Here is a 2,426-nt window from a genome sequence, read left to right as displayed (position 1 = left end):
AATCAGTCTGTGTCCGTGGAGGATCGGCGCGATAACCGCTGCCGCCCTCGTGCTTCTTCACCTACAAGCCCCCGCCTGGTGAGAAAACCTCAGTGACCGGAGGCGACGCAGAAGTGATTGCCGTCCGGGTCGGTCAGCGTCACCCAGCGGAACGCGCCCATGTCCTCGCGATGCACCTCGGTCGCACCGGCGGCCACGAGCCGCGCGACCTCGTCGTCGAGGTTCTCGGTGCCGAGGTCGAGGTGGACGCGGTTCTTGCCCGGCGTGGGGTCGGCGACCTTCTGGAAGCCGAGCCGCTGCGGCGAGTCCGGCAGGGCGACGATGTAGAAGAATCCACCGTTGTCCTGGTCGATGCGCCCGCCCGTCTGCTCGGCCCACCAGGTGGCGAGCGGTCCGGGATCGGTGCTGTCGAATGTGATCATGCCGATGCTGAGTGCCATGCAGTGAAGCTAACGCTTCCCGTGTGCCTTTGTGGCGCCTGGGACCGCCACAAGGAAACACCACAAAGATGCGTATTCCTACTCAGGAAACTGGTGGGTGAAGCGGGCAGAATGATCATCGATACCGCGCCTTGGGGGAGGATTCCGGTATCGATCCGGGACCCGATCGGGGGGTCGGCTCCCGGACACTCGGGACGAGGGGCTTTGCCGCTGATCGGGACAGCGACGGAGCCCCTCGTCCTTGTCTCGGGATCTCTAGTTCTGCCGAGCGTTCTGCCGAGCGGGCGGGTTGACGAACCAGAGGTTCTCCTCGACCAGGTGCTCGCTCTTCCAGCCGTCGGCGGTGCGCACGACGCGATGGTGGTAGTTGCCGCCGCAGAACGACAGCGCGTCCATTCCGGGCAGTTGCATGGGGTTGTAGAACATCGCGGTCACGTCGGCCCGGTCGCCGTCGAGGCTGATCTGGATGTTGCTGATGAAGTGCTGCGTCATGGGCACCGCGTCGAGCGCGCGGGACAGGATCGCGACGACCTCGTCGCGCGACCCCGGCGGATACCCGACGGAGCTGTAGTCGAGGTGCGCGTCGTCGGTGAAGACCGAGGCGAGCGCCTCCCAGTCCTTCGTGTCGACGGACCGCGCGTAGCGGTAGAGCAGCTCTTTGATCTCGAGCTTGTCGTGAACGGCCTGCACATCCATCAGGCGAGAATAAGACATTCGATACAGGAGAGGAACATTTCCGCGGAGACATTTCGGCCCCGGAACGAGCGATGGGTGCCTCCCTGTCGTCGAGCAACAGGGAGGCACCCATCACCGTGGCGCCGGGGTCGGTCAGGCGGAGACGACCGCGTCCAGAACGCTGTAGAACATGCCGAGGCCGTCGTCGCTGGGGCCGGTGAGCGGCTCGGTGGCGTGCTCGGGGTGCGGCATCAGGCCGACGACGCGGCCGTTCGCCGACGCGATGCCGGCGATTCCGCGCTGCGAGCCGTTGGGGTTGTCGCCGGCGTACCGGAACACGACGCGACCCTCGCCCTCGAGTTCGTCGAGCACTTCCTGCGACGCCTGGTAGCGGCCTTCCCCGGACTTGAGGGGAACGAGGATCTCGGCCCCGGCCTCGTAGCGGGAGGTCCATGCGGTCGAGTTCGACTCGACCTTGAGCCACTGGTCGCGGCAGATGAAGTGCAGGCCCTCGTTGCGGGTGAGCGCGCCGGGCAGCAGGCCCGCCTCGCACAGCACCTGGAAGCCGTTGCAGATACCCAGCACCGGCATGCCGCCCTTGGCCGCCTCGACAACCTTGCCCATCACGGGCGCGAAGCGCGCGATCGCGCCGCAACGCAGGTAGTCGCCGTAGGAGAAGCCGCCGGGCACGATGACCGCGTCGACACCCTTGAGGTCGGCGTCGCCGTGCCACAGGCTCACGGCCTCACCGCCGGCGAGCTTGACCGCGCGGGCCGCGTCGACGTCGTCGAGCGTGCCCGGGAAGGTGATGACTCCGATGCGGCTCATGCTTCACCGTCGATCCGGCGCACCGTCCAGTCCTCGATCACGGTGTTGGCGAGCAGACCCTCCGCGATCTTCTCGAGCTCGGCGTCGTCGACGCTGCCGTCGATCTCGAGCTCGAAGCGCTTCCCCTGGCGGACATCGGATACGCCCGGGAAGCCCAGCCGCGACAGCGCCCCGACAATGGCCTGGCCCTGGGGGTCGAGAATCTCGGCCTTGGGCATGACTTCGACGACGACACGAGCCACGTGCTGCTCCTCGGTAGTAGTGCTGGCGCCCGGGGACGGACACCGGACGAACAGCAGTTTACCGGGAGGGCCTCGAACACCGGGCACCGGTCGACGCACTTCACAGATATACCCCCAGGGGGTATAAAGGAGGAGTGTCCACACAAAAGGAGGAATCTCAATGAAGTTGTCAAGCCGCCGCGACGGTAGACGCGGGCTGGTAGACCGCCTCGTCGCGGAGCATCGCCCACAACACGTTCAC

4 protein-coding genes are annotated in these 2,426 nt (G+C 66.4%); all 4 read right to left on the bottom strand.

Annotated elements, in window-relative coordinates; translation table 11 throughout:
• Positions 1-89: 89 nt before the first annotated feature.
• The 4 genes from ACWDUD_RS30555 to purS all read right to left on the bottom strand — a co-directional run bounded on the left by ACWDUD_RS30555 (position 90) and on the right by purS (position 2,185).
• On the bottom strand, positions 90-440 hold the full coding sequence (locus tag ACWDUD_RS30555) for a VOC family protein (protein WP_197253384.1): 351 nt from the start codon (positions 438-440) through the stop codon (positions 90-92).
• A 255-nt stretch (positions 441-695) separates the two neighbouring features.
• Positions 696-1,136, bottom strand: coding sequence for a nuclear transport factor 2 family protein (locus tag ACWDUD_RS30550; RefSeq protein WP_450111769.1), 441 nt, complete (start codon positions 1,134-1,136; stop codon positions 696-698).
• Positions 1,137-1,268: 132 nt separating this feature from the next.
• A complete protein-coding gene (gene purQ, locus ACWDUD_RS30545; RefSeq protein WP_197253387.1) occupies positions 1,269-1,943 on the bottom strand; it encodes a phosphoribosylformylglycinamidine synthase subunit PurQ in 675 nt (224 codons plus the stop codon).
• Positions 1,940-2,185: a phosphoribosylformylglycinamidine synthase subunit PurS gene (gene purS / locus ACWDUD_RS30540; RefSeq protein WP_072809682.1), complete on the bottom strand. Its 246-nt coding sequence runs from the start codon at positions 2,183-2,185 to the stop codon at positions 1,940-1,942. Before purS ends, purQ begins: the two co-directional genes overlap by 4 nt.
• Positions 2,186-2,426 lie beyond the last annotated feature (241 nt).

This window comes from Rhodococcus sp. NPDC003382, from assembly GCF_053589135.1.
This window is presented reverse-complemented; position numbering and strand designations above follow the sequence as displayed.

Bases quoted from the DNA above. Each gene is read 5' to 3' on its own strand.
- ACWDUD_RS30555 (WP_197253384.1), bottom strand. From the start codon at position 440: ATGGCACTCAGCATCGGCATGATCACATTCGACAGCACCGATCCCGGA.
- ACWDUD_RS30550 (WP_450111769.1), bottom strand. From the start codon at position 1,136: ATGGATGTGCAGGCCGTTCACGACAAGCTCGAGATCAAAGAGCTGCTC.
- purQ (WP_197253387.1), bottom strand. From the start codon at position 1,943: ATGAGCCGCATCGGAGTCATCACCTTCCCGGGCACGCTCGACGACGTC.